The 24307-nt window shown below is 65.1% G+C and carries 23 protein-coding genes and 1 pseudogene; 16 read left to right on the top strand and 8 right to left on the bottom strand.

Annotated elements, in window-relative coordinates; all coding sequences use genetic code 11:
* Nucleotides 1-4: 4 nt before the first annotated feature.
* The 3 genes from ABIA42_RS05960 to ABIA42_RS05970 are packed head-to-tail and all read left to right on the top strand — an operon-like array spanning nucleotide 5 to nucleotide 4064.
* Entirely contained in the window at nucleotides 5-2209 is a 2205-nt protein-coding gene (locus tag ABIA42_RS05960) for a glycogen debranching N-terminal domain-containing protein (RefSeq protein WP_370114930.1), read from the top strand.
* A 23-nt stretch (nucleotides 2210-2232) separates the two neighbouring features.
* Nucleotides 2233-2754: a PRC-barrel domain-containing protein gene (locus ABIA42_RS05965; RefSeq protein WP_370114928.1), complete on the top strand. Its 522-nt coding sequence runs from the start codon at nucleotides 2233-2235 to the stop codon at nucleotides 2752-2754.
* Between the two features lie 23 nt (nucleotides 2755-2777).
* Nucleotides 2778-4064 carry an MFS transporter gene (locus ABIA42_RS05970; protein WP_271530045.1) on the top strand — a complete coding sequence of 429 codons (1287 nt, stop codon included), beginning with the start codon at nucleotides 2778-2780 and terminating at the stop codon, nucleotides 4062-4064.
* A gap of 66 nt (nucleotides 4065-4130) precedes the next feature.
* Here the strand turns inward: ABIA42_RS05970 and ABIA42_RS05975 are convergent, their stop codons facing one another.
* The 4 genes from ABIA42_RS05975 to fixL form a co-directional block, all read right to left on the bottom strand.
* Entirely contained in the window at nucleotides 4131-4829 is a 699-nt protein-coding gene (locus ABIA42_RS05975) for a helix-turn-helix domain-containing protein (protein ID WP_370114926.1), read from the bottom strand.
* 103 nt (nucleotides 4830-4932) lie between these two features.
* Nucleotides 4933-5346, bottom strand: coding sequence for a response regulator transcription factor (locus ABIA42_RS05980; protein WP_370114925.1), 414 nt, complete (start codon nucleotides 5344-5346; stop codon nucleotides 4933-4935).
* A 43-nt stretch (nucleotides 5347-5389) separates the two neighbouring features.
* Nucleotides 5390-6007 carry a response regulator FixJ gene (gene fixJ / locus ABIA42_RS05985; protein ID WP_239622118.1) on the bottom strand — a complete coding sequence of 206 codons (618 nt, stop codon included), beginning with the start codon at nucleotides 6005-6007 and terminating at the stop codon, nucleotides 5390-5392.
* 3 nt (nucleotides 6008-6010) lie between these two features.
* The gene (gene fixL, locus ABIA42_RS05990) at nucleotides 6011-7528 is read right to left on the bottom strand and encodes a sensor protein FixL (protein WP_370114924.1); all 1518 of its coding nucleotides are present in this window, start codon (nucleotides 7526-7528) and stop codon (nucleotides 6011-6013) included.
* 216 nt (nucleotides 7529-7744) lie between these two features.
* Here fixL and ABIA42_RS05995 point away from each other — a divergent pair, with 216 nt between their 5' ends.
* Nucleotides 7745-8578 (top strand): universal stress protein, encoded by an 834-nt coding sequence (locus tag ABIA42_RS05995; RefSeq protein ID WP_370114922.1) that lies wholly within the window; start codon nucleotides 7745-7747, stop codon nucleotides 8576-8578.
* 38 nt (nucleotides 8579-8616) lie between these two features.
* Nucleotides 8617-9042 carry an HPP family protein gene (locus ABIA42_RS06000; RefSeq protein WP_370114921.1) on the top strand — a complete coding sequence of 142 codons (426 nt, stop codon included), beginning with the start codon at nucleotides 8617-8619 and terminating at the stop codon, nucleotides 9040-9042.
* A gap of 239 nt (nucleotides 9043-9281) precedes the next feature.
* On the opposite strand, the gene ABIA42_RS06005 is transcribed toward ABIA42_RS06000, so the two are convergent.
* Entirely contained in the window at nucleotides 9282-10682 is a 1401-nt protein-coding gene (locus tag ABIA42_RS06005) for an IS1182 family transposase (RefSeq protein WP_370114641.1), read from the bottom strand.
* Nucleotides 10683-10896: 214 nt separating this feature from the next.
* Here ABIA42_RS06005 and ccoN point away from each other — a divergent pair, with 214 nt between their 5' ends.
* From ccoN to ccoS, 8 genes are all read left to right on the top strand, one after another.
* Nucleotides 10897-12546 carry a cytochrome-c oxidase, cbb3-type subunit I gene (gene ccoN / locus ABIA42_RS06010; protein WP_271530039.1) on the top strand — a complete coding sequence of 550 codons (1650 nt, stop codon included), beginning with the start codon at nucleotides 10897-10899 and terminating at the stop codon, nucleotides 12544-12546.
* A 12-nt stretch (nucleotides 12547-12558) separates the two neighbouring features.
* The gene (gene ccoO, locus ABIA42_RS06015; protein WP_271530038.1) at nucleotides 12559-13293 is read left to right on the top strand and encodes a cytochrome-c oxidase, cbb3-type subunit II; all 735 of its coding nucleotides are present in this window, start codon (nucleotides 12559-12561) and stop codon (nucleotides 13291-13293) included.
* 13 nt (nucleotides 13294-13306) lie between these two features.
* Complete coding sequence (locus ABIA42_RS06020; protein ID WP_028179361.1) at nucleotides 13307-13471, top strand: cbb3-type cytochrome c oxidase subunit 3; 165 nt, start codon at nucleotides 13307-13309, stop codon at nucleotides 13469-13471.
* Nucleotides 13472-13477: 6 nt separating this feature from the next.
* Nucleotides 13478-14353: a cytochrome-c oxidase, cbb3-type subunit III gene (gene ccoP, locus ABIA42_RS06025; RefSeq protein ID WP_271530037.1), complete on the top strand. Its 876-nt coding sequence runs from the start codon at nucleotides 13478-13480 to the stop codon at nucleotides 14351-14353.
* Nucleotides 14354-14471: 118 nt separating this feature from the next.
* Nucleotides 14472-15938, top strand: coding sequence for a cytochrome c oxidase accessory protein CcoG (gene ccoG, locus ABIA42_RS06030; RefSeq protein ID WP_370114918.1), 1467 nt, complete (start codon nucleotides 14472-14474; stop codon nucleotides 15936-15938).
* Nucleotides 15939-15954: 16 nt separating this feature from the next.
* Entirely contained in the window at nucleotides 15955-16440 is a 486-nt protein-coding gene (locus ABIA42_RS06035) for a FixH family protein (protein WP_271530035.1), read from the top strand.
* An 11-nt stretch (nucleotides 16441-16451) separates the two neighbouring features.
* On the top strand, nucleotides 16452-18641 hold the full coding sequence (locus ABIA42_RS06040; RefSeq protein WP_271530034.1) for a cation-translocating P-type ATPase: 2190 nt from the start codon (nucleotides 16452-16454) through the stop codon (nucleotides 18639-18641).
* The gene (ccoS, locus tag ABIA42_RS06045) at nucleotides 18641-18808 is read left to right on the top strand and encodes a cbb3-type cytochrome oxidase assembly protein CcoS (RefSeq protein WP_008138466.1); all 168 of its coding nucleotides are present in this window, start codon (nucleotides 18641-18643) and stop codon (nucleotides 18806-18808) included. Before ABIA42_RS06040 ends, ccoS begins: the two co-directional genes overlap by 1 nt.
* Here the strand turns inward: ccoS and ABIA42_RS06050 are convergent.
* A pseudogene (locus ABIA42_RS06050) lies at nucleotides 18805-20008 on the bottom strand (MFS transporter). The gene ccoS and the pseudogene ABIA42_RS06050 sit on opposite strands and share 4 nt — an antisense overlap.
* 144 nt (nucleotides 20009-20152) lie before the next feature.
* The gene (locus tag ABIA42_RS06055) at nucleotides 20153-20635 is read right to left on the bottom strand and encodes a cupin (RefSeq protein ID WP_370114913.1); all 483 of its coding nucleotides are present in this window, start codon (nucleotides 20633-20635) and stop codon (nucleotides 20153-20155) included.
* 239 nt (nucleotides 20636-20874) lie between these two features.
* Here ABIA42_RS06055 and ABIA42_RS06060 point away from each other — a divergent pair, with 239 nt between their 5' ends.
* Together ABIA42_RS06060 and ABIA42_RS06065 are read left to right on the top strand one after the other, a co-directional pair.
* The gene (locus ABIA42_RS06060) at nucleotides 20875-21159 is read left to right on the top strand and encodes a hypothetical protein (RefSeq protein ID WP_194388896.1); all 285 of its coding nucleotides are present in this window, start codon (nucleotides 20875-20877) and stop codon (nucleotides 21157-21159) included.
* Between the two features lie 83 nt (nucleotides 21160-21242).
* Nucleotides 21243-21959, top strand: coding sequence for a peroxiredoxin-like family protein (locus tag ABIA42_RS06065; protein ID WP_370114911.1), 717 nt, complete (start codon nucleotides 21243-21245; stop codon nucleotides 21957-21959).
* Nucleotides 21960-22015: 56 nt separating this feature from the next.
* On the opposite strand, the gene ABIA42_RS06070 is transcribed toward ABIA42_RS06065, so the two are convergent.
* Complete coding sequence (locus ABIA42_RS06070; RefSeq protein ID WP_370114909.1) at nucleotides 22016-22903, bottom strand: LysR family transcriptional regulator; 888 nt, start codon at nucleotides 22901-22903, stop codon at nucleotides 22016-22018.
* A gap of 197 nt (nucleotides 22904-23100) precedes the next feature.
* Between ABIA42_RS06070 and ABIA42_RS06075 the strand changes: the two genes are divergently transcribed.
* Nucleotides 23101-24237 carry a DUF3734 domain-containing protein gene (locus ABIA42_RS06075; RefSeq protein WP_370114907.1) on the top strand — a complete coding sequence of 379 codons (1137 nt, stop codon included), beginning with the start codon at nucleotides 23101-23103 and terminating at the stop codon, nucleotides 24235-24237.
* Nucleotides 24238-24307: the final 70 nt, after the last annotated feature.

Below are 24307 nucleotides of genomic sequence, written 5' to 3' on the forward strand. Positions count from 1 at the left end.
GCTCATGTCGGCCGAAGCCGTCACCCAATTCGTCTCCGTGACGCGGACCTCGGAACAGGTCGCGGAACAGCCGTTCTATATCCCGATGACGGGGCCGTCGGCACGGCCACGGCGTTCGCTCAAGCACGACGACACCTTCATCGTGCTCGACAGCCATGGCGACATCGGCGCATCCGCCGGCGGGCCGGACGGCCTGTTCCATCACGATACGCGCTACCTCGCGCGGCTCGAGCTCGTGCTCGACGATCTCCAGCCGCTGCTGCTCGGCTCGAATCTGCGCGACGACAATTCGGCATTGACCGTCGATCTCACCAATCCGGACATCTACCGGCAGGGCAGCCTCGTTCTGCAGAAGGACCTGCTGCACATCGTGCGCACGATCTTCCTGTGGCGCGGCACGGCCTATCAGCGCATCGGCGTGCAGAACCATGGCGACCGGCGCACCAGCGTCGACCTGACGCTGCTGTTCGGCAACGACTTCGCCGACTTGTTCGAGGTCCGCGGCGAGCGGCGGCCGCGCCGCGGGATCGGAACCAGCCGGCTGCTCGGGCCGACCGACATCCTGTTCGAATATCGCGGCCTCGACGAGGCCGAACGGGCCACCGGACTGCATTTCGACCCGCGTCCGACGCGGCTCTCGGCAAATGCCGCGACCTGGGAGCTCGACCTGGAGCCGCATCAGGCCAAATCGCTGTTCGTGGCCGTGTCCTGCAACCGGCCGGTGACGGAAAAGCCGGTGCGGTTCTTCCCGGGGCTGCTGGCGCACCGCCGCGAGATGCGGCAGTTGACCATGGGCGCGGCCAGCATCGAGACCTCCAACAACATCTTCAACGAGGTGCTGTGCCAGGCCATGGCCGACCTCAACATGCTGATGACCGAAACGCCGCAGGGGCGATACCCCTATGCCGGCATCCCCTGGTACTCGACGACGTTCGGTCGCGACGGCCTCATCACGGCGCTCCAGATGCTCTGGGTCGATCCGCGCGTCGCCAAGGGCGTCCTGCGCCGGCTCGCGCATTTCCAGGCCACGGCGATCGATCCGCTCGCGGACGCTGCGCCCGGAAAGATCCTGCACGAGATGCGCGGCGGCGAGATGGCGGCGCTCGGGGAGGTGCCGTTCGCGCATTATTACGGCAGCGTCGATTCGACCGCGCTGTTCGTGCTGCTCGCAGGAAGCTATTTCGAGCGCACCGGCGACGAGGCCACGCTGATCGAGCTGTGGCCGGCGATCGAGGCGGGGCTGGCCTGGATCGACGGCCCTGGTGATCCTGACCAGGACGGGTTCGTCGAATACCAGCGCGCGACCGAGAAGGGGCTGGCGAACCAGGGCTGGAAGGACTCCTACGACGCGATCTTCCATGCCGACGGACAGCTTGCTGAGGGCAATATCGCGCTCGCGGAAGTCCAGGGCTACGTCTTTGCCGCCAAGCAGCTCGCGGCGCGTTGCGCGCTACGGCTCGGCAAGCCGGAGCGGGGACGCAAGCTCGAGACCGAAGCCAGGGCACTCGCCGAGCGCTTCGAGACGTCGTACTGGTGCGAAGAGCTCGGCACCTATGCGCTCGCGCTCGACGGCGAGAAGCGGCCCTGCAAGGTGCGGACCTCCAACGCCGGGCAGGTCCTGTTCAGCGGCATGATCCGCGAGGATCGCGCCCGCCTCGTCGCCGCCGATCTGATGCGGCCGCATTTCTTCTCCGGCTGGGGCATCCGCACCGTCGCGCAAGGCGAAGTGCGCTACAATCCGATGTCCTATCACGACGGGTCGATCTGGCCGCACGACAATGCGCTGATCGCGCTCGGGCTCGCGCGCTACGGCCTCAAGCATACGGTGGCGCATGTCTTCAAGGGGCTGTTCGATGCCGCGACCTATATGGATCTGCGCCGGCTGCCCGAATTGTTCTGCGGCTTCCGGCGCGAGAAGCGTCGCGGCCCGACGCTCTACCCGGTCGCCTGCGCGCCGCAGGCCTGGGCCAGCGCGACGCCGTTCACGCTGCTGGAGGCGGCGCTCGGCCTCGAGTTCGACGTGGCGCGCGGCGAGATTCGCCTGCGCAATCCGCATCTGCCGGCGTTCCTCAACGAGGTGATCCTGCGTGATCTGCGCCTCGGCGAATCCAGCGTCGATCTTCGCGTCAGCCGCCACGGCGACGACGTGGCGCTGGAGGTGCTGCGCACACGCGGCCAGATCCAGGTCTCGATCGTGCTGGCGCGCTAGCGGTGCATCGTGAGGAGGGTGTCATGCGTGCGATCGGAGCGTTGATCCTGAGCGTGGCGATCGTGGTTGCCCTGACGGTCGCACCGTCGCGCGCCGCGGAGGATCAGCCGGCAGGGCAGAATGAGGCGAATGCGCCGCCGACGGCACAGCCGCCGGTCTCGACCGTTCCGGTGACGCCCAAGGACGCCGCGCCGCCACCCTCGGTGACCATCATCGGCGCGAGCGAGGCCCACGGCGTGCTCGGCCGCGACGTTCGCAGCGCCGCCGGCGAGGACATGGGCCGTATCGTCGACGTCATCGTCGATCGCACCGGCCATGTGCGCGCTGCGGCGATCGATTTCGGCGGCTTCCTCGGCGTCGGCAGCCGCAAGATCGTGGTGGACTGGAACGCGCTGCGCTTCGGCAAGATCGCCAACAAGAAGGACAGCATCACGCTCGAATTGACCAAGGCGCAGGTCGCGGCCGCGCCGGAGTACAAGGAAGACACGCCGATCGTCGTGCTCGGCGCGTCCGGCAGCCTTCAGCCGCTGCAAGCGATCCAGTGAGGTGCCGGGAGGGCTCAACGCCTGTGCTGTTGTCGAGGAAGCCAAACCATGCGGATCGCGGCGGCCGCGCCGAGCAGGACAACGTCGCTGCGCCGTCGGCCGCGGGTATTCCGGCGCCCTCGCGCCAGAGCCTGCGCGGCCTCGACTGGTTCATCTTCTTCCTCGCCGACGTGCAGACCGGCTTCGGTCCCTTCATCGCGGTCTACCTGACGACGCAAAAATGGACCCAGGTCGAGATCGGCCTCGTGCTGTCGATCGGCGGCATCGTCGCGTTGATCGGACAGATGCCGGGCGGCGCGATCATCGATGCCGCGAAGTCGGAGCGTCTGGTCGCCGGCCTCGCGATTGCGACCATCGGCGCCTGCGCGCTTGCCTATGCCGCCATGCCGATCTTCCCCGTTGTGGTCGCCGCCGCCACCTTGCACGCAGCGGCGAGCTGCGTGCTCGGGCCGGCGATCGCCGCGATCAGCCTTGGCCTCGTCGGTCCGTTCGCGATCGGCGAGCGGCTCGGCCGCAACGCGCGGTTCGCCTCGCTGGGCAACGGGGTCGCGGCGGCGGTGATGGGCACCGCGGGCTATCTCCTGTCGAGCCGCTCGGTGTTCCTGGTCACCTTCCTGCTCGCGATCCCGACGCTGATCGCGCTCTCGCGCATCCGCGAGAATGAGGTCGACATCAGGCGCAGTCACGGCGAGATGCCGCCTGAAGCCGCGGACCGCGGCGATACCAACATCTGGCACTTGATCCGGCAGCGTCCGTTCATCGTCTTCGCGCTCAGCGTGCTGTTGTTGCAGCTCGCGAACGCCGCGATGATGCCGCTGATGGCGAGCGCGGTGACGGCGCGGTCGAGCCAATGGGCGACCGTGCTCGTCGCCGCCTGCATCATCGTGCCGCAGGCGATCGTGGCGCTGCTGTCGCCCACGGTCGGGCGCAAGGCGCAGCTCTGGGGCCGGCGTCCGCTGCTCCTGATCGGATTCGGCGCGCTGACGATTCGCGGACTGCTGTTTGCGACCGTGCGCGATCCCTATCTGCTGGTGCTGGTGCAGGTGTTCGACGGCTTCACCGCCGCGGTGTTCGCAGTCATGATTCCGCTGATCGTGGCCGACGTCGCCTTCGGCAGCGGTCATTTCAACCTGGCGCAGGGGATCGTGGGGACTGCGACCGGCATCGGCGCATCGCTGAGCACGGTGCTCGGCGGCTATGTCAGCGACAAGTTCGGCAATGCCACCGCGTTCATCGGGCTGTCCGGCGTCGCCGCGACGGGGCTCCTTCTGATCCTGCTGATGATGCCGGAAACCCGGCGCAAGGCATGATCGCGACAAAAGAAAAGGCCGGCCGAATCGGGTTCGGCCAGCCAAGTCACGGGGGAGAAAAACCGGTCAGGCGTCGAGATTGTGCAGGCGCTGGCGGTTGCGCAGCACGATCTGGCGGGCGCCGGAGAAACCGAGAATGCCCTGGGCGTGAAGCTGCGACAGTGCGCGCGACACGGTTTCGAGGGTGAGGCCAAGGTAATCGCCGATGTCGCGGCGGCACATCGGCAGCGCCATCATGCCGGCAACTGCGAGACGGCGGTCCATTTCGAGCAGGAAAGTCGCAACACGCTCCATCGCGGTCTTGCGGCCCAGCAGCAGCATGTGGTCCTCGGCATGACGAAGCTCACCGGCGGTCATCGCCCAGAGCTTGCGGGCAACCTGCACGTCGGTGCCGGCGGCCTTCTCGAGGCTCGCGCGCTTCACCAGGCGCACGGTGGTGTCGATGATGGCTTCCGCGGCGAGGCGGTGAGTGGGACCGGATTCGAGGCCAAACACGTCGCCGGGGAGATGGAAGGCACCGATCTGACGGCGACCGTCGGAGAGAAGCTTGTAGCTGCGCACCGCGCCGGTGACCACCTGATAGACGTATTCGGCCGCCTCGTCGTCGCCGTAGATCTCCTCGTCCTTGCCGTAGGAGAACTCGGTGGCAACCAGGCCGACATGGCCCGTGATCGCGCCGAACTGGTCGGTTACGGGGTGGGCAGGGGCAATCTTGCCACCGATTTGGGTGTTGATCGCCTGGGTGTTGATTGTCTGGGTCAGCATCTGCGCCATCTCCGTTGTGATGGCGCTTTCCTACGCGGTATCGGGGGCTTCGAAAATTTCGAGCGATATCTTAAGGGGGGTGCCTTACGTAGAATCCCGTAGGTCAGGCGCGGGGGCGGTCCTGGATGGCGTGGCGGATGCACTTGACCAGGTTTTCATCGAGTAGCGGCTTCAAAACCACGTCTTTGATGCCTGCCGTCGCCGCCCGGGCCGAGATGTTGTCGTCGGGATAGCCGGTGATCAGGACCACAGGCGCGTCGCGGTCGGATTTGCGCAGGCGGCCGGCCAGCTCGATGCCATTGATGTCCGGCATCTTGTAGTCGATGACGTAGCAGTCCGGTCCAGGCGCGCTGACATTGAGCAGCGCCGTGCCGCTCCTGAAGGTCCGCACGGCGAAGCCGTCGGTCTCCAGCAGGAACCGCAGGGATCCCAAGACGGCGGCATCATCGTCGACCACAAAGACGGTGGGCTGTGGGGAGGACGACGTCCACGCGCGATGTGAGCTGACCTCGATCATCCTTTCCAGTTAGCATGGCCCCGGAAAGGCGCCTTGACCTGCCTCAATCGTTGAGCATGCCGGCGCGCATCGCCAGGCGGACCAGTTCCGAGAGGCTGCTCGCCTGCATCTTGGTCATGACGTTGGCCCGGTAGACCTCGATGGTGCGCGGGCTGATGTCGTATTCGCGGGCGATCAGCTTGTTGGAAAGGCCCGCGACCAGCCCTTCCATGACCTGACGCTCCCGGGGGCTCAAGGACGCAACGCGGGCGGCGATGTCCTGCGCGACGGCTTCGTTCTTGGCGGCGGGCTCGGCCTGGCGGATCGCCGAATCGATCATGGCGGTGAGGCGGTCGTCATCGAACGGTTTTTCCAGGAAATCGACCGCCCCGAGCTTCATGGCCTCGACCGCGAGCGGCACGTCGCCATGACCGGTCATGATCACGATCGGGAAGGGGCTTTGCTGCGCCTTCATCCGCTTCAGCAGCTCGATTCCGTCGAGGCCGGGCATGCGCACGTCGGAGACCACGCAGCCGAAGTCGAGGCCGGGCAGGGCTTCGAGAAAGGCCAGGGCATCGTCGAACAGGGTGACGTCGAAACCGGCGGAATCCAGCAGGAAATTCAACGAGTCCCGCATCGCTGCATCGTCGTCGATGACGTAGACGTGTCCCTTGGTCGTCATGATTCAGCTCTCGTCGGTTGCCGGCAAGGTGAAGCGGAATGTCGCTCCGCCCGCCGCGTTGCTCTCGGCCCACATACGACCGCCGTGAGCCTCGATGATCGAGCGGCTGATGGACAGTCCCACGCCCATGCCGGTCTCTTTGGTGGTGAAGAAGGTCTGGAACAGGTTTGGAATGACGTCGTCCCGGAAGCCGATGCCGGTGTCTGAGACCTCCACCTCGATCATGTCGTCGCCGACACGGGTGTTGGCGACGACGAGCTCGCGGTGCGGCGACTGCGCCATCGCTTCGAGCGCGTTGCGGAACAGGTTCACCAGCACCTGCTGAACCTGTACGCGGTCGGCGAGGACGAGATCGGCGTCGGGATCGAGGCTGAAGCGGAGTTGCACGTTCTGCTCGCGCGCGCCGGCGAGCCCGAGCGCGCCGGCTTCCTCGATCAGCTTGGACAGGCTCTCGACCCGCTTCTCCGATTCTCCGCGGGAGACGAAGTCGCGCAGGCGCCGGATGATCTGGCCGGCGCGCAAGGCCTGCTCCGCCGCCCGATCCAGCGCACTCTCGACTTTCGGCGTGTTGGGATCGCTGCTGCCCGCGAGGAGGCGCCGCGATCCTTTCATGTAGTTGCTGATCGCCGCCAGCGGCTGGTTGAGCTCGTGGGCGAGAGCGGAGGCCATTTCGCCCATCGCGGTCAACCGCGACACGTGCACGAGCTCGGATTGCAGCTCCTGGAGCCGCGCCTGGGTCTGCTGGTGCTCGGTGAGGTCGCGCACGAAGCCGGTGAAATGGGGCTCGCCCGCGCGTTGCGTCTGCCCGACGGAGAGGTGCATCGGGAAAGTCGTGCCGTTGCGGCGCTTGCCCGTCACAATCCGGCCGATGCCGATAATGTGCGGATCATTCGTCCGGAGATAGCGCGCGAGATAGCCGTCATGACGCGACTGGTCGGGCTCCGGCATGAGAATGCTCACGTTCCGGCCGATGGCTTCCTGCTTGCTGTAGCCGAACAGCCGCTCCGCGGCGCTGCTGAAGAGCTGCATGATGCCGCGCGAATCGATGACGATCATGGCGTCGGGCACCGTTTCGAGAATCGAGCGAAGATGATTCTCCTGCGAGCGCAGGGCCTCCTCGAGCTGCTTTTCCTCGTTGATGTCGAGGAATATCCCGCTGAGATGACGTGGCGCGCCCGAATCGTCCCGGATCACACCGGCCCTGGCTCGGATCCATTGACCGTTTCCGGACGCGTCGCCGACCTTGAAGGACAGGTCAAGTCCCCCGCCGCCGTCCGAGGTGCGCCCGATCTCCTCCAGGAGGTGGTCCCGATCGCCCGGCTCCAGCAGCGAAAGAAAGAGATCGTAGCCGACGGCCTGGTCCCGCTCGAGGCCAAACAGCCGCTTGGCCGTCTCCGACCATTCAAGTTCGCGCGTCTGCAGATCAAGGTCCCAGGTGCCCACCCCGAGTCCCTCGATGCGGATCCGGAAATGTTCGCCCCGACCATCGTCTGCCGGATGGGTCACGCGGGTCGACGCCAAGCTCTGCTCCTATCCTCGGCGGGCAGGCAGGATGCCTTTACCGCTACGGCAATTTCGCCCAAGGCTCGCTCGGAGGCAAGCGCGGACGTTGAATTCGCTGGCGGATTTCCCGCTGAACGGCGCGGGAGCCAGAAGCGCTTGTTTTGATCTATCTCAGCCTGTTGCGCGTCAGCAGGTTTAGGATTCGAGAAAATTTGGTGATGCTGGAGATACCCGATGACATATGCGACCGTCATGGTCAGCTTGACACTCGATCAGCCCAACGAGGCGCGTCTTCAGGTCGCGGGCGAGCTCGCCGAACGATTCGAGGCTGCTATCGTCGGGGTCGCCGCAGCGCAGTTCGCGCCGCCACTCTATTTCACCGACGGCACCGAGGCGCAAGCGCTGATCGACGAGGGCGAAGCTTCGGTCAAGCGGCGGCTGGCAGACCTGGAAGCACAATTCCGCGCGGCCACGAAGAATCGCGGCGGGCATGTGGAGTGGCGCAGCGCCATGGATTTTCCGGCGCGATTCGTCCTGGCGCAGGCGCGTTGCGCCGACATCGTCGTCAGCGGAGGGCGGAGCCCGGCCTTCTCCGATGCTTTCTCGCTCGCGAGCCCCAAGGATCTGGTGCTGCAGGCCGGCCGTCCGCTTCTCGTCGTCCCCGATCGGCTCAACTGGCTCGACCTGCGCAACGTGCTGGTGGCGTGGAAGGATACGCCGGAGGCGCGGCGGGCGGTGGCCGACGCGCTGCCGATGCTGCGCAAGGCGAGGGAGGTCACCATCGTTGAAATTCCAGAGAAGGACGACGACCGTTCGGCCGTGATGGCCGGCGTCATCGACGTCGCCGCCTGGCTCGGCCGTCACGGCGTCACCGCGACCGCACGCGTCTCGGAGGCCGCAAGAGACGAAAGCCCCGCGGCGCATCTGGAGAAGGTCGCCGGCGACGTCGGCGCCGGCCTGATCGTCGCCGGCGCTTATGGTCATTCGAGGTTTCGCGAACTGATCCTCGGGGGCGTCACCCAGCATCTGGTCACGCAAACCGCCCGCAGCGTGCTGCTGTCGCACTGACCGCCGGCCGGTCAGTATCGAATCGAGGAGGACGCGTCGTGTATAAATTTCTTGAACAGACTGTCGACGGCTACATGACGCGCAACGTCAAGACGGTGCAGCGCGGCCTCGACTTGTTCCAGCTCAGCGAGATGTTCGAGGCCGACGATTTCAACTCCTATCCGGTCGAAGACGACGGGCAGGTGGTCGGCATCGTCACCAAGTTCGACATCCTGAAGTGCTTCGCCTTCACGCCGAGCCAGATGTTGCCGCGCTACGATGACCTGATGAGACGCAAGATCGGCGACATCATGACTCCCGAGTTCATCTATGTCAGCCCCGACACGCGGCTGACACGCGTGCTCCAGATCATGGTCGAGCACCGCATCAGGAGCATCATCGTGCTCGACGGTGCACAGAAGCTGGTCGGCATCATTGCCCGCGAGGACGTCATCGCGGCGCTCAAGGCGACGGCGCGGGACTGAAGAGGAGCTCCGTGATTTTACGGAGATGTTTCTCCTCTTCCCTTCTCCCCTTGTGGGAGAAGTGGCATAGGCGGCCTTCGGCCGCCGTTCTCGAAGACGCCGAAGTTTGCCGCGCCTCGTCCTCCCCCATAGGGATTGTGTTGCAAAACTGGTTTCTGACTTGGGGCGAGCTTGGCTTTTGAGTTTCGGCGGTTTTTTTGGGTACGGGGTGTCGGCGGTTTCCGTTTTGCTGGTGGATTTCAGCACGCGACTGCCAGTTGTGGCGGAGGACGGCAGATTAGCTTGGCCAGCCGCCTCAGGTTCTGCGCGGTGGCTGTGAGCAGCACTTCGTCCCTGACGCCATTCAGGCCCCGCAGCCGAAGCCGGTCGAGCCTGAGAATGCGCTTCATATGAGCAAACCGCATCTCGACCTTTTTGCGCTCGCGGCGCGATTGCTCGAAGGCTTCCGTATTGGCCAGCGCACGGACATGATCGCGCACATCTTCGTTGACGTCGCGGGTAATTTTGCGCACGACCGCCGTCGTGCATTTGGGCTTCAAGGCGCAGCCAGAGCAATCGCTCTTGCTGGCCCTGTAGTAAACGATGTGACCTTGATCGATATTGCCGGTGCTGGTCAGTTCCGCGCCACCCGGGCAAACATAGACATTGCGCTTCTGGTCGAAGACGAAGTCCGCTCGGTTAAAGGTGCCATCGGGGCGTGCCGACTTGTCCCACACCGGAACGTGCGGCGTGATCTTGCGATCCACCAGCCATTTGAGCAGTCTGACCGCGCCGTAAGCCGTGTCGCCTGCCAACCTTTTGGGGCGCAGATCGAAGCGACGCTCAACGCGGTCCACCATGATCTGGGTGACAGCAATCTCAACCGCACGGTTCGCGCGCGTGCCTACCGCATCGAGGATGATCCCGGCCTTGTTGTCGATCAGATAGTTCGCATCATAAGCAAAGAATGGATCCACGCCCGGCCTCGTAACCCATGTTGCTTGCGGATCGGTGAGCGAGACTTCCTTGGGAGGCTTGCGGCGACGGCTGCCTTCACTTGAACCGCCGCCGTCTTCATCGCTGTCCTTATCGCTATTGGCGGCATCAAGCGCTGCGATGTACTCCCGAACCGCATGGGATGCTTCCTCCGCCTTTGGCCAGGTAATAGGCTGGTCGCCGGGAAGTCGCCTAGTCTTGTTCACATCTGCCTTGATCAGGCTCGCATCGACTGAGAACGCTTCGCCTCCGACCAGCCCCGCCGAAATACACAGCGTCACTACACGCTCAAAAACCCGGCGTAAGGCATCGCTCTCACGGAAGCGTTCGCGCCGCGCCCGGCAAAACACCGAGTGATCAGGGATATGATCCTCGATGCCGAGCTTGCAAAACCATCTGTAAGCCAGATTGACCTGGACCTCGGCGCAGAGCCGACGCTCGGAACGAAGTGCAAATACGTAGCCCAAGACCAGCATCCGGATCATGAGCACCGGATCAATCGAAGGCCGGCCAGTGTGCGAGTAGAACGGAGCGAGCTCGTTGTGCACCCAACTCAGGTCCAGCAAACCGTCGATTTGTCGTACCAAGTGATCAGCCGGCACCACCCTGTCGAGATCAAAGGAGTAAAAGAACTGGCCCTGACCGCTCTCCTGCCGCCCTAACATCCGCTGCTCCCGCAAATGCCGCCTCAAACCAACGGAATCACGGTTCGCGAGTCGCCTCAACTGGAGTTTTGCAACACAATCATAGGGGGAGAGGACACTTCAACTGGCGGCGTATCGGCTCACATTAACAGAAATCCATTCAGCTTGATTTCAATCAATTCCCCGCGAGGGTGAATGTGATTTCTGGCAGCGTGTTCTTTCAGAGAGAATCCGCATGAGCCAGCCCTCCATCCCCAAATCCATGACCATCGGTGAAAGCGGCTTGGCTGTCGTGTTCGCAGTCACCGCTTTCCTTTGCGTGATCGCCTCGGCCAAGGCGCTCGATGCGCCCTTCGCCTTTCACGCCGCGCTCAGCGCGGCGGCGAGCCTGGCTGCGGTGTTCTTCATCGTCAACCGCTACTTCGAACGGCCGGCGGCGTTGCCGCCCCAGGAAATCAACGGCCGCCCGAACTACAACATGGGGCCGATCAAATTCTCGGCCTTCATGGCGATGTTCTGGGGCATTGCCGGATTCCTCGTCGGCCTCATCATCGCCTCGCAGCTGGCCTGGCCCGCACTGAACTTCGATCTGCCCTGGATCAGCTTCGGCCGCCTGCGGCCTCTGCACACCTCCGCCGTGATCTTCGCCTTCGGCGGCAACGTCTTGATCGCGACCTCCTTCTACGTGGTGCAGAAGTCCTGCCGCGCGCGCCTCGCCGGCGACCTCGCGCCGTGGTTCGTCGTGCTGGGCTACAACTTCTTCATTCTGATCGCCGGCACGGGCTATCTGCTCGGCGTCACCCAGTCGAAGGAATATGCCGAGCCGGAATGGTACGCCGACCTGTGGCTGACCATCGTGTGGGTCGTCTATCTGCTGGTCTTCCTTGCCACCATCTTCAAGCGCAAGGAGCCGCACATCTTCGTCGCGAACTGGTTCTATCTCGCCTTCATCGTGACGATCGCGGTCCTGCATCTCGGCAACAATCCGGCGCTCCCCGTCTCGGTGTTCGGCTCGAAGTCCTACGTCGCCTGGGGTGGCATCCAGGACGCCATGTTCCAGTGGTGGTACGGGCACAACGCGGTCGGCTTCTTCCTGACCGCCGGCTTCCTCGCCATCATGTACTACTTCATCCCGAAGCGGGCCGAGCGGCCGATCTATTCCTACCGGCTCTCGATCATCCACTTCTGGGCGCTGATCTTCCTCTACATCTGGGCCGGCCCGCACCATCTGCACTACACGGCGCTGCCGGACTGGACGCAGACGCTGGGCATGACCTTCTCGATCATGCTGTGGATGCCCTCCTGGGGCGGCATGATCAACGGCCTGATGACGCTGTCGGGCGCCTGGGACAAGCTGCGCACCGATCCCGTGCTGCGCATGCTCGTGGTCTCCGTCGCCTTCTACGGCATGTCGACCTTCGAAGGGCCGATGATGTCGATCAAGGTGGTCAACTCGCTCAGCCACTACACCGACTGGACCATCGGTCACGTGCACTCCGGCGCGCTCGGCTGGGTCGGCTTCGTCTCCTTCGGCGCGCTCTACTGCCTGGTGCCGTGGGCCTGGAATCGCAAGGGCCTCTACAGCCTGAAGCTCGTCAACTGGCACTTCTGGATCGCGACCCTCGGCATCGTTCTCTACATCTCGGCGATGTGGGTGTCCGGCATCCTTCAGGGCCTGATGTGGCGCGCCTACACCTCGCTCGGCTTCCTCGAATATTCCTTCATCGAGACCGTCGAGGCGATGCATCCCTTCTACATCATCCGCGCCGCCGGCGGCGGGCTGTTCCTGATCGGCGCGCTGATCATGGCCTACAATCTCTGGATGACGGTTCGCGTCGGCGAGGCGGAAGTCCAGATGCCCGTCGCTCTTCAGCCGGCGGAATGAGGAGCTAAAGAAATGTCGTTCTGGACACGCCACCAAATCTTCGAAAAGAACTCGATCATTCTGGTCGTCGGCATCCTGCTGGTGATCGCGATCGGCGGACTCGTCGAGATCACGCCGCTGTTCTACCTCAAGAGCACGATCGAGAAGGTCGACGGGGTCAGGCCCTACACGCCGCTGGAGCTCGCCGGACGCAACGTCTACGTCCGCGAGGGCTGCTATCTCTGCCATTCGCAGATGGTCCGGCCGCTGCGTGACGAGGTCGAGCGCTACGGTCACTTCTCGCTCGCCGCCGAGAGCATGTTCGACCATCCGTTCCAGTGGGGTTCCAAGCGCACCGGTCCGGACCTCGCCCGCGTCGGCGCCAAATACTCCGACGACTGGCACGTGACCCATCTGACCAACCCGCGCGCGATCGTGCCGCAGTCGGTGATGCCGGGCTATCCGTTCCTCAGCAGGGCGGAGATCGACCCGGATGCGATCGCCGGCGACATGCGCACGCTCAGGACCGTCGGCGTACCCTATAGCGACGAGCAGATTGCCAATGCCGCCGCCGACCTGAGGGCGCAGGCCGATCCGGACAACGCCGGCACCGATGCCTTCGGCAAGCGCTACGCCAAGGCCGTCGTGCGCAATTTCGACGGCAAGACCGGCACGCCGACGGAGATGGACGCGCTGATCGCGTACCTGCAGATGCTCGGCACGCTGGTCGACTTCAAGATCTACAACGAGAAAGCCAATCTTCGCTGAGAAGGCATGAACGATGAAAGCCATCCTGACCGTCCATAATCTTGCGTCCGATCTCGTGACGACGATCTGGACACCGGTGTTCGTCGCGATCTTTCTCGCGATCGTCGCCTACGCTTTTTGGCCCCGTAACAAGGCTGTGTTCGATAAAGCAGCGCACCTGCCGTTGCGGGAGGAGTAGAGAACCATGACCGATCATTCTAGCGACATCGATTCCGTCTCCGGCAAGTCCACGACCGGTCACGAGTGGGACGGCATCAAGGAGCTCAACACGCCGCTGCCGCGCTGGTGGGTGATCACCTTCTATCTCACCATCGTCTGGTCGATCGGCTACTGGATCGTCTATCCGGCCTGGCCGCTGATCTCCAGCAACACCACCGGCGTGTTCGGCTACTCGTCGCGCGCCGACGTCGCGGTCGAGCTCGCCAACCTCGAGAAGATCCGCGGTGACAAGATGGTGGCACTGGGTGCGGCCTCGCTTGCCGACATCGAGAAGGACCCCGCTCTGCTGGCGCTCGCCCGCGCCAAAGGCAAGACCGTGTTCGGCGACAATTGCGCGCCGTGCCACGGCTCCGGCGCCGCCGGCGCCAAGGGCTATCCCAACCTGAACGACGACGACTGGCTGTGGGGCGGCACGCTGGACCAGATCATGCAGACCATCCAGTTCGGCGCGCGGTCCGGTCATGCCAAGACGCATGAGGGCCAGATGCTCGCCTTCGGCAAGGACGGCGTGCTGAAGCCGGACGAGATCGTCACGGTCGCCAATTACGTGCGGTCGCTGTCGGGCCTTTCCACCCGCAACGGCTACGACGCCGCCAAGGGGCAGAAGATCTTTGCGGAGAACTGCGCCGCCTGTCACGGCGATGCCGGCAAGGGCAACCAGGAGCTCGGCGCACCGAACCTGACCGACAAGATTTGGCTCTACGGCTCCGACGAGGCGAGCCTGATCGAGACCATCGGCCAAGGCCGCGCCGGCGTGATGCCGGCCTGGGAAGGCCGGCTCGATCCCGCCACCATCAAGGCGATGGCGGTCTATGTCCACTCGCTCGGCGGCGGCAAATAGCCGATCCGCGACCGACGACTTCCGGCGGGGGCGAAGAAAAGCGCCCCCGTTTGCGTTGGATCAAGGGACTTTCCGGCGTCGGGTCTAGGTTTAATCGCACCTCTTGAAAGATTCAGCGATGAACAAGGCCGTCAATCCGAACGAACTGAAGCCTGCGGACGACAGCGGGCCACTCTATGCGGCCCGCAAGAAGGTCTACCCGCAGAGCGTCTCGGGCACGTTTCGGCGGATCAAATGGACCCTGATGGCGATCTGCCTCGGCGTCTATTATTTCCTGCCGTTCGTACGCTGGAATCGCGGCCTCGGCGCCCCCAGCCAGGCGGTGCTGATCGATCTTCCCAACAGCCGCTTTTATTTCTTCTTCATCGAGCTGTGGCCGCAGGAGGTCTACTACTTCACCGGCCTGTTGATCGTGGCCGCGGTGGCGCTGTTCCTGATGAACTCGGTCGGCGGCCGCATCTGGTGCGGCTATCTCTGTCCGCAGACGGTGTGGACCGACCTATTCTACGCCGTCGAACGTCTGGTCGAGGGGGACCGGCGCGAGCGGATGAAGAAGGACAAATCGTCCGATCCGCTGAAGCTCGAGCGCATCTCCGAGATCGTGCTCAAGCATTCGATCTGGATCATGATCGCCTGGTGGACCGGCGGCGCCTGGGTGCTCTATTTCAGCGACGCGCCGACCCTGGTGAAGGAGCTCGTCACCTTCCAGGCGCCGATGATCGCCTATATCTGGATCGGCATCCTCACCGCGACGACCTACCTCCTCGCCGGCTTCATGCGCGAGCAGGTCTGCACCTATATGTGCCCGTGGCCGCGGATCCAGGCGGCGCTCACGGACGAATGGGCGCTCAACGTCACGTATCGCTACGACCGCGGCGAGAAGCGCACGTCGGTGAAGAAGGCGGCCGAGCTGCGCGCGCTCGGCCAGCAGGTCGGCGATTGCGTCGACTGCTACCAATGTGTCGCGGTCTGCCCGACCGGCATCGACATCCGCAACGGACCACAGCTCGAATGCATCCAGTGCGGGCTCTGCATCGACGCCTGCGACAACGTGATGGCGAAGATCGGCCGGCCGAAGCGCCTGATCGGCTACGACAACGACATCAACATCCACCGCCGCCAGGAAGGCAAGGCGCCGGTCTACCGCATCGTCCGCGCCCGCACCGTCGTCTACAGCGCGATCATCGCGGCGGTCGGCGGCATCATGATCTACACGCTCGCGACCCGCAGCCTGCTCGACGTCAACGTGCTGCACGACCGCAATCCGGTCGCGGTCAAGCTCAGCGACGGCTCGATCCGCAACGCCTACACGGTGCGGCTGCTGAACAAGAGCGGCTATGACCGCGTCATCGCGATCGACGCTGACGGGCCGGTCAATTCGACCATTCACGTCGTCGGCGTCGATTCGGTGACCCCGGATCGGCCGATGATCGTGATCCCGCGCGACTCGACGAGCGAGCTCCGCCTGCTCGTCACCGCGCCGGCCGACAACAACCCGGAGAAGTCGATTCCGGTCCGCTTCCACGTCACGGACATCGGACTCGGCGTCGTCGCGTCCGCCACCGACAATTTCGTCGCGCCTTAGGGATCAGGAGACTGCCATGGCTTCCAAGCCTCTGACCGGAACCAAGGTCTTGCTGATGCTGGTCGCTTTCTTCGGCGTCGTGATCGGAGTCAACGGGACCATGATGAAGCTCGCGATCGCGACGCTGCCCGGCACCGACGTCGACAGCCCCTACGCCGCGGGCCTCGTCTATGACCGCGAGATCTCGGCGGCGCAGGACCAGGCCGCGCGCAAATGGAAGGTCAACGCCCATATCGAGCGCCGCAGCGACGGCGGCGCCTCGGTCCAGGTCGAGGCCCGCGATGCCGGCGGCCAGCCGATCTCCGGGCTCAAGTTCGGCGGCCGGCTGGAGCGGCCGACCGACAAGCGTGCCGATCTCGCCGTCGAGCTCACCGAATCCGGCATCGGTCTTTATCGCGGCAGCGCCGCGTCCGTCGCGGCGGGCCAATGGGACCTGGTGATCGAGGGCGAGGCGCGGGGAACACGCGTGTTCCTGTCGCGCAACCGCGTGATCCTGAACTGAAGGACTTCGTCATGCACGTCACGCGGGATTTCTCGCATTTCGTCCGAAGCGCGGGCGAGGGCATCCAGCACATCGATCTCGCGGTCGAAGGCGTTCACTGCGCCGGGTGCATGGCCAAGATCGAACGCGGCCTGTCCGCCATCCCCGACGTCACGCTGGCACGCGTGAACCTCACCGACCGCCGCGTCGCGCTGGAATGGAAGGCGGGCACGCTCGATCCCGGCCGTTTCATCGATCGCCTCGAGGAGCTCGGCTACAAGGCCTATCCGTTCGAGACCGAAAGCGCGGAGGAGGCCGAGGTCGCCGAATCGCGCTTCCTGCTGCGGTGCCTCGGCGTCGCGGCATTCGCCACCATGAACGTGATGATGCTGTCGATCCCGGTGTGGTCGGGCAACGTCTCGGACATGCTGCCCGAGCAGCGCGACTTCTTCCACTGGCTCTCGGCGCTGATCGCGCTGCCGGCGGCGGCCTATGCCGGCCAGCCGTTCTTCCGCTCCGCCTGGCGCGCGCTGTCCGCCAAGACCACCAACATGGACGTGCCGATTTCCATCGGCGTGATCCTGGCGCTCGGCATGTCCGTGGTCGAGACCATCAATCACGCCGAGCACGCCTATTTCGACGCCGCGATCATGCTGCTGACCTTCCTGCTGGTCGGCCGCTTCCTCGACCAGAACATGCGGCGGCGGACCCGCGCGGTCGCCGGCAATCTCGCGGCGCTGAAAGCGGAGACGGCTGCGAAGTTCGTGGGTCCCGGCGAAATCTCGCAAGTGCCGGTGGCAGCCATCCACCCCGGCGACATCGTGCTGCTGCGGCCCGGTGAGCGCTGCGCGGTCGACGGCACCGTGATCGAGGGGCGTTCCGAGATCGACCAGAGCCTGATCACCGGCGAGACGCTCTATGTCACGGCGGAGCAGGGCACGCCGGTCTATGCGGGATCGATGAACATCTCGGGCACGCTGCGGGTGCGGGTCTCGGCGGCCTCGGAGGCGACGCTGCTCGCCGAGATCACGCGGCTGTTGGACAATGCGCTGCAGGCGCGCTCGCGCTACATGCGGCTCGCCGACCGCGCCTCGCGGCTGTACGCGCCGGTGGTGCATGCGACCGCGCTTCTGACCATCCTCGGCTGGGTCATCGCCGGCGCGAGCTGGCATGACGCGATCGTCACCGGCGTTGCCGTCCTCATCATTACCTGCCCCTGTGCGCTGGGCCTTGCCATTCCGACCGTGCAGACGATCGCCTCCGGCGCGATGTTCAAGTCCGGGGTGCTGCTGAATTCCGGCGACGCGATCGAGCGGCTGGCAGAAGCCGACCATGTCATCTTCGACAAGACTGGCACGCTGACGCTGCCCGATCTCGAAGTGATGAATGCGGCCGACATCCCCGCCGACATCTTCGAGCTCGCCGGCCGGCTCGCGCTGTCGAGCCATCATCCGGTCGCCGCCGCCGTCGCTCAGGCTGCCGATGCGAAGTCTCCGATCGTCGGCGCGGTCGAGGAACCCGGGCAGGGCGTCCGCGCGACCGTGGACGGCGTCGAGCTTCGCCTCGGCCGTCCGTCCTACTGCGGTGCCGAGGCGCTGGTCGGCGGCGCCACGCTCGATCCCGAAGCCTCCGTCGTCGCCTTCAGCAAGGGCAGCGACAAATTCGTCCTCTCGGTTCGCCAGGGCCTGCGCCCGGATGCGCAGGCCGTGATCGCGGCCCTGAAAGCGCGCAACATCGGCATCGAGATCCTGTCCGGCGACCGCGAGCCGGCGGTGAAGGCGGCGGCGCATGCGCTCGCCATTCCCGAGTGGCGCGCCGGCGTCACGCCGGCCGACAAGATCGCGCGGATCGAGGAGCTGAAGCAGCGCGGCGCCAAGGTGCTGATGGTCGGCGACGGCATGAACGATGCGCCGTCATTGGCGGCCGCCCATGTGTCGATGTCGCCGATCTCGGCCGCGCATCTCAGCCAGGCCACCGCCGATCTCGTCTTCCTCGGCCGGCCGCTCGCCCCCGTGGTCGCCGCGATCGATGCTTCGCGCAAGGCGTTGCACCTGATGCGGCAGAACCTCTGGCTTGCGATCGGCTATAATGTGCTTGCCGTTCCGGTCGCGATCAGCGGTGTCGTGACGCCCCTGATCGCGGCAGCGGCCATGAGCGGATCCTCGATCCTGGTCATGCTGAATTCGCTGCGTGCCCGCAGCGCCTCGCGGGAGATCGTGTGATGGAGATCCTCGTCATCCTGGTGCCGCTGGCTTTGATGCTCGGAGGTGCCGGTCTCGTCGCTTTCCTCTGGTCGCTCAGGAGTGGCCAGTACGACGATCTCGACGGTGCCGCGTGGCGCGCCATCGCCGACGACGAGCCGCCGCAGGAGGCCCCGGTCAAACGCTAGGGTTTCAGGGCGAAGCTCGACAAGGCCGCCAGCGCGAGCGCCACGCCCACACCGGCGACGCAGGCCTGCCAGCCGAGAGCATCGAACAGTGGGCCGAGCACGGCCGTGCCGACGAGCCCGCCGCAGAAATAACACGCAAGGTAGGTCCCGCTGGCGATGCCGCGGTTGTCGGTTGCGGCCTGTCCGACGAAGCCCGTCGCGGCGGCCTGCGCGAAGAATGTGCCGGCGCCGACCAGAACCATGCCGGCGAGCACCGCGCCCAGATGCGGCGCCAGCATCAAGGGCAGGCCCAGCCCGGCGACAGCGAGCGCGCTCCAGATCGTGGGCCGCGTTCCCAGCCGCCCGACCGCCTTGCCGGCCAGCAGCGTCGTGACGACGGACGGCAGGAAAAACCAAATAGACGAGGCCCAGATCCATCATGCCGAGCGACAGCGGCGGCCGGACCAGAACGAAATTGACGAAGGTGAAGGTGCCGATGAACGCGAACAGGATGCAGAAGCCGATGCCGAAAGCGGCGCGCAGCCGCCGATCGCGCCAATGTGCGATGGTGGCGGAGAAGGGCGAAGCCGCCGGCATCATCGCATGCATCGGCCGCACGCGCTGGATGGTGAAATAGACCAGCAACGCGCCGGCAAGATTGAGCCCCGCGAAGAAATAGAAGTTCCAGGCAAGGCCAAGGCCATCGGCAACCGCCGCCGAGACCACCCGGCCGACGAGATTGCTGGCGACATTGCCCGTGATGTAGGCGGCAAACGCGCTGCCGGCATCCGTGGCGCTGCATTGCTCGCCGAGATGGGCGAGGGTGAGTGCGAAAGCGGACGCCATGCACAGGCCCTGCGCGACCCGCAAGGCGGTGAAGACGACAAGATCGGACGCGGACGCCAGCAGGCTGGTGGGAATCGCAAGAAGCGTCAGGCTGAGCAGGATGCCGGTCCGCCGGTCGATATGCGGGCTGAAGAAGCCGACGACGAGACCGGCGACCGCCATGCCGAAGGTGCTGGCATTGACGGCAAAGCCCATCGCTGCAGGGGTGACGCCGTAGTGCCGCGTCAACGAGGGCAGGATCGCCTGCGTCGCGAAGAGATCGACGACGGTCAGGAAGGCGGTGAGGCCGATCACGAGCGAGCGACGCGCGAGACCGGGGGAATGCGCTCCGGTCGTCATCGCGTCCTGTTTGATGGGAGCGGAAAGATCGGTCATTGAGATGGCTTCTCCTCCAACGATAGTGGTCATTCCGGGCTGGTGCGGACGGGACGCGCACAGCGCGGGCCGGAGCACCAGACCCGGAATCTCGAGGTTCCGGGTTCGCTCCGCGCCCCGGAACGACGGCACACTCGGTGCTCGTCACATGTGATGGTCGTTGGGATCCTTGCGGACGTCGCCGACGTAGAGAATGACGGTGTCCTTGCCGAGATTTTTCCACCAATGCGAGGTGCCGTAGACTTCGGGGCGGATGTCGCCGGCCTTGTGCACGATCGGATCGACGCAGTTGGAGGCGTATTCGACGATCTCGCCCTGCTGCACGAAGATCAGGGCGGGGCGGTCGTCATGGCTGTGCCAGGGCACGATGCCGCCGGGCGCGATGGTCAGCTTGCGGAAGCGCAGCTCGCGGCCCTCGATATGCGCCGGCTGCTTGCCGAGATCGATCGCCCCGAGCGTGACGTCGGTAACGCCGACGGCTTTGTGGTCGACCATCTGCTGCGCGTTCGGCTTGATCTTGCCGGCCGGGCATTCGCCGGCGAATGCCGGCTGCGCCGAGAGGATCAGCGCGCCGACGATTGCAAGGCCTGGCCAGGTCAGGCGCGACAGAGCGTGGCTCGTGAACATGGGGAGGTCTCCTGTGTTGGCCGCAACCTCGCTGGTCGCCGGCTGCGGCAGGAGTTTCTTCGAGCCACGGCTCGTCCTGAAATGCCCTTTCGCTCTCGGTGCAATAGCCCGGCGCTATGCCGATAGGCGGCGGCTATCGAACTGATTGTGGATCGGCATTTCCGCTTGCGCAGCTTCCGCTGTTCGATGGCAAAGCGCCCGATTGGCGGGCGTTCACGTCAATCCGGAGGAGCAATCCCATGACAAGACTGTCCAAGACCCTGATCGCCACCGCCGCGTTTGCGGTCATCGCCACATCGGCCCTCTCGGAGGCTGCCTGGGATTTCAAGGCCGGCATGGCCTATGTCTATGGCGGGCCCGGCAAGATGTCGGCGATGGCGATGGCGCCGGCCGAGAAGAACCACGAGGCCATGATGAAGCACGCGAAGAAGGTCCCCGAAAACACGGTCTTCTTCATGGACAACGGCACGCTGTACTCTGCCTCGGGGCGGCTCGATCCCACCGGCAACTTCTACGTGAACTGAACCGATCCCGGCATCGCGGCCGCCCCTTGCGGGCGGCCGAACCGGGAAACTAGTATTCGCCCCAGGAATGCCGGAGCAGAAAGATGACGTCTCTGTCGCCAGCCGACGCCGAACAGCTCAGGCTCGCCTTCCAGCGCTGCCGCGACATGGACGGCACGCTGAATGAGCAGCTCCGCGCCTATGCCGATGCCAGCCGCAAGGTCTTCCCGGCCTATGGCGAGGCGGTCGATCGCCTGGTGGCGCGATTGGACGGAAACGGCGGCGGCGCGACGGCGCCGCGCCCGGGCGATGCAATGCCGCCGTTCATGCTGCCCGACGAGGGCGGGCGTCTCGTCGCGCTGCCCGCGCTGCTGGCGCGCGGTCCGCTCGCCGTGATGTTCTTCCGCGGCCATTGGTGTCCCTATTGCCGGCTCAATGTCCGCGCCGTAGTCCAGGCGCTGGACCGCATCAAGGCGATGGGGGCACAGGTCGTGGCGATCATGCCGGAGACGCAGGAATATACCGGGCAGCTCAAGGCCGAATCCGGCGCGCCGTTTCCGATCCTGACCGATCTCGACAACGGCTACGCGCTGTCACTCAATCTCGCGATCTGGCTCGGCACCGAGGTTCAGCAACTGTTGTCCTATCAGGACATGGCGAAATTCCACGGCAATGACGGCTGGATGCTGCCGATCCCGGCCGTGTTCGTCGTCGGCCGCGACGGCATCGTGAAAGCCCGCTTCGTCGATCCAGATTTCCGCAAGCGCATGGAGATCGACGATCTGATCGAAGCGCTGGAGAGCGCGAGCCGGGAGCGCTGAGGCGCGCACTTTCTTCCTTCTCGCCTACGAGAGGAAAAGGGAAAGCAGCGTCCGCGCTACCCCGCGATCTCCCGCCAATCGGCGCCGCGCAGCATGCGCATCACGGCATTGCCTACGGCCGTGCGTTGCCGGCCCGCGACCCCATAAAGGTTGACGGTACGGCGGGCGTCCAGCCCTGCGACCGCGGCGCGCGTCAGCCGCTCAGGCACGGGCGAGGTGTGCGGCACCATGGCGACGCCCATGTCGGCCTCGACCAGCTCAATCAGATCGCGCTCGTTCGAGACCTCATGGCCATGCTCGATGTCGATGCCGTGTTCGCGCAGGCTCGCGGAAATGCTGCGCGCGTGCTCGCAGAAGGTGCGGCTCAGCAGCTGCTCGGATCGCAAATCGTCCAGATCGATGCTGGCGCGGCCGGCCAGCCGGTGTCCGTCGCCGACCACGAGCTCGAAATTCTCGGTGAACAGCGGCCATACGTCGAGCCGGTCCCAGGCCTCGTCGATTTCCGCGGCGATGCCGAGCTCAGCTTCGCCCTTCTTCAGGAAATCGCCGACCTCCCGGTTCGAGCCGCGCAGGAAGCGGAATTCGAGCCGGTTGAACTGCCGCTTGATCTCGTTGAGATGCGGAATGAGCAAGGCGAGGTCGATCGAATGCGTCAGCGCAATGCGGAGCGCACCGATCTCGCCGCTTTTGAACGAGGAGGCCAGCGAACGTGCGCCGGCGGCGGCGTCATAGCACTGCTTCAGAAGCGGATGCATGCGTTGACCGAGCTCGGTCAATTGCGCCGCCGGCCGTTCGCGGCGGAACAGGTCGCCGCCGAGCTCGGCCTCGAGCTGCTTGATCGCGCGCGTCAGCGACGGCTGCGTGACGTTGCACTCCTCGGCCGCGCGCGTGAAATTCAAGAGCTGCGCCACCGCGAGGAAATAGCGGACCTGGTGCATTTCCATGGATCGGCTCCCAGCAGGATCAGCTTCAAATCTAGCCGATCGGGGCGGGAAATGACATGCTCGGCGCGATAGCGCGGACGTATGGACTCGGAAGCCAACCGGCATTCCAAAAGGCCCCGGGATCTTTTAAGATCGCGCGTAACAACACCGCCGCGTCCGACGAAATTCGACCGGTGCAGGCTCACCAGGAGCGTAGCATGAACGGCATCAAGGGCACAGGTGCGGACATCCCAGGTCAGGTCGTGCTGGTGCTCCAGGGCGGCGGCGCGCTCGGCTCGTACCAGGCGGGCGTCTACCAGGCGCTGCACGAGGCCGGCATAGAGCCGGACTGGGTGATCGGCACCTCGATCGGCGCCATCAATGCGAGCCTGATCGCGGGCAACGCGCCGGCGCAACGGCTCGCGCGCTTGAGGGAGTTCTGGAAGCGGATGGAGCAGCAGCCGGTCTGGGACTGGCGTGCCGGATTTCCCGGCTTCAACGAAAAGCTGGCCTATTGGTCGACCGTCACCCACGGCATTCCAGGCTTCTTCCGCCCCAATCCGCTGGCGCATGCCGGAGATTCCTATCCACTGGGTGCCGATCACGCGAGCTATTATTCGACCGCTCCGCTGGAGCAGACGCTGAGCGAGCTCGTCGATTTCGACCTGGCCAATCGCTGCGCGCCGCGCCTGACGGTCGGTGCGGCTCATGTCGGCACCAGCGAGATGCGCTATTTCGACAGCCGCGACGGCGAGCTGACGGTGAAGCATGTGATGGCTTCGGGCGCGCTGCCGCCAGCTTTCCCGGCCGTGCGCATCGACGGTGAGCTCTATTGGGACGGCGGCATCCTGTCGAACACGCCGACGGAAGCGGTGTTCGACGACAATCCCCGCAGGGATTCGCTGATCTTCTCCGTGCATCTGTGGAATCCCGTCGGGCCCGAGCCGACCACGATGGCGGAGGTGCTGAACCGGCACAAGGACGTGCAATATTCCAGCCGCATCGCGAGCCAGATCGTGCGACAGCAGCAGGCCCATCGCCTGCGCCACGTGATCAACCAGCTTGCGGCGCGGCTGCCCGAGAACGAGCGCAACGACCCCGCCGTGCGCGAGCTGACGAGCTACGGCTGTCCGACCCGCATGCATGTGGTGCGGCTGCTGGCGCCGCAGCTCGAGCGCGAGACCCATACCAAGGACATCGATTTCAGTCCGTCCGGGATCACGCGGCGGTGGCATGCTGGCTATGCTCATACGAAGGCGGTGCTGGCGCGCAAGCCCTGGATCGGCGAATTCGATCCGCTCGCCGGCGTGGTGCTGCACGAGCATATGGACGAGATGCCGATGGCGGCGGAGTAGGGGCGGCGTCCCTCTTCATCGAATTGCCACAGGCCTTGCGGATCGTCGGTGTTGGCCCGCAGTCGAAAGT

This window comes from Bradyrhizobium sp. USDA 327 (assembly GCF_041262065.1).
Taxonomy (GTDB): domain Bacteria; phylum Pseudomonadota; class Alphaproteobacteria; order Rhizobiales; family Xanthobacteraceae; genus Bradyrhizobium; species Bradyrhizobium liaoningense.

What these genes read in the sequence shown, in the direction of transcription:
- ABIA42_RS05965 (WP_370114928.1), top strand. Translation starts at nt 2,233, where the DNA reads ATGCGTGCGATCGGAGCGTTGATCCTGAGCGTGGCGATCGTGGTTGCC.
- ccoO (WP_271530038.1), top strand. Translation starts at nt 12,559, where the DNA reads ATGTCGTTCTGGACACGCCACCAAATCTTCGAAAAGAACTCGATCATT.
- ccoS (WP_008138466.1), top strand. Translation starts at nt 18,641, where the DNA reads ATGGAGATCCTCGTCATCCTGGTGCCGCTGGCTTTGATGCTCGGAGGT.
- ABIA42_RS06075 (WP_370114907.1), top strand. Translation starts at nt 23,101, where the DNA reads ATGAACGGCATCAAGGGCACAGGTGCGGACATCCCAGGTCAGGTCGTG.
- ABIA42_RS06065 (WP_370114911.1), top strand. Translation starts at nt 21,243, where the DNA reads ATGACGTCTCTGTCGCCAGCCGACGCCGAACAGCTCAGGCTCGCCTTC.
- fixJ (WP_239622118.1), bottom strand. Translation starts at nt 6,007, where the DNA reads ATGACGACCAAGGGACACGTCTACGTCATCGACGACGATGCAGCGATG.
- ABIA42_RS05980 (WP_370114925.1), bottom strand. Translation starts at nt 5,346, where the DNA reads ATGATCGAGGTCAGCTCACATCGCGCGTGGACGTCGTCCTCCCCACAG.
- ABIA42_RS05960 (WP_370114930.1), top strand. Translation starts at nt 5, where the DNA reads ATGTCGGCCGAAGCCGTCACCCAATTCGTCTCCGTGACGCGGACCTCG.
- ABIA42_RS06005 (WP_370114641.1), bottom strand. Translation starts at nt 10,682, where the DNA reads ATGTTAGGGCGGCAGGAGAGCGGTCAGGGCCAGTTCTTTTACTCCTTT.
- ABIA42_RS05995 (WP_370114922.1), top strand. Translation starts at nt 7,745, where the DNA reads ATGACATATGCGACCGTCATGGTCAGCTTGACACTCGATCAGCCCAAC.
- ABIA42_RS06070 (WP_370114909.1), bottom strand. Translation starts at nt 22,903, where the DNA reads ATGGAAATGCACCAGGTCCGCTATTTCCTCGCGGTGGCGCAGCTCTTG.
- ccoN (WP_271530039.1), top strand. Translation starts at nt 10,897, where the DNA reads ATGAGCCAGCCCTCCATCCCCAAATCCATGACCATCGGTGAAAGCGGC.
- ABIA42_RS06040 (WP_271530034.1), top strand. Translation starts at nt 16,452, where the DNA reads ATGCACGTCACGCGGGATTTCTCGCATTTCGTCCGAAGCGCGGGCGAG.
- ABIA42_RS05975 (WP_370114926.1), bottom strand. Translation starts at nt 4,829, where the DNA reads ATGCTGACCCAGACAATCAACACCCAGGCGATCAACACCCAAATCGGT.
- ABIA42_RS06020 (WP_028179361.1), top strand. Translation starts at nt 13,307, where the DNA reads ATGAAAGCCATCCTGACCGTCCATAATCTTGCGTCCGATCTCGTGACG.
- ccoG (WP_370114918.1), top strand. Translation starts at nt 14,472, where the DNA reads ATGAACAAGGCCGTCAATCCGAACGAACTGAAGCCTGCGGACGACAGC.
- ABIA42_RS06060 (WP_194388896.1), top strand. Translation starts at nt 20,875, where the DNA reads ATGACAAGACTGTCCAAGACCCTGATCGCCACCGCCGCGTTTGCGGTC.
- ccoP (WP_271530037.1), top strand. Translation starts at nt 13,478, where the DNA reads ATGACCGATCATTCTAGCGACATCGATTCCGTCTCCGGCAAGTCCACG.
- ABIA42_RS06055 (WP_370114913.1), bottom strand. Translation starts at nt 20,635, where the DNA reads ATGTTCACGAGCCACGCTCTGTCGCGCCTGACCTGGCCAGGCCTTGCA.
- ABIA42_RS06035 (WP_271530035.1), top strand. Translation starts at nt 15,955, where the DNA reads ATGGCTTCCAAGCCTCTGACCGGAACCAAGGTCTTGCTGATGCTGGTC.